General features: G+C 61.5%; 1 protein-coding gene. It reads left to right on the top strand.

Annotated features, from left to right (window positions below):
• Nucleotides 1–374 (top strand): condensation domain-containing protein (locus ACZY1I_RS32245; RefSeq protein WP_463761716.1); only part of this gene is annotated, 374 nt, incomplete at both ends.

A 374-nucleotide genomic window follows, 5' to 3' on the forward strand; every position in this document is an offset into this window, starting at 1 on the left:
GTGTGGATTGGCCGGCGCAGTTGCAGCAGCAGGTTGCCCGGGTGGCGCGTGAGCATAATGCGACGAGTTTCATGGTGGTGCAGGCCGCGTTGGCGGTGTTGTTGGGCAAGGTCAGTGCCAGCAGTGATGTGGCGATCGGGTTCCCGATCGCGGGGCGGCGTGACCCTGCGCTTGATGAGTTGGTGGGTTGTTTCGTCAATACGTTGGTGTTGCGGGTGGATTTGGCTGCTGATCCCAGTGTCGCTGAGGTGTTGGCGCAGGTGCAGCAGCGCAGTCTGGCTGCTTATGAGCATCAGGATGTGCCGTTCGAGCTGTTGGTGGAGCGGTTGAATCCGGCCCGGAGTCTGACCCATCACCCGCTGATCCAGGTGATG

It is taken from the genome of Mycobacterium sp. IDUB_37 (assembly GCF_055419245.1).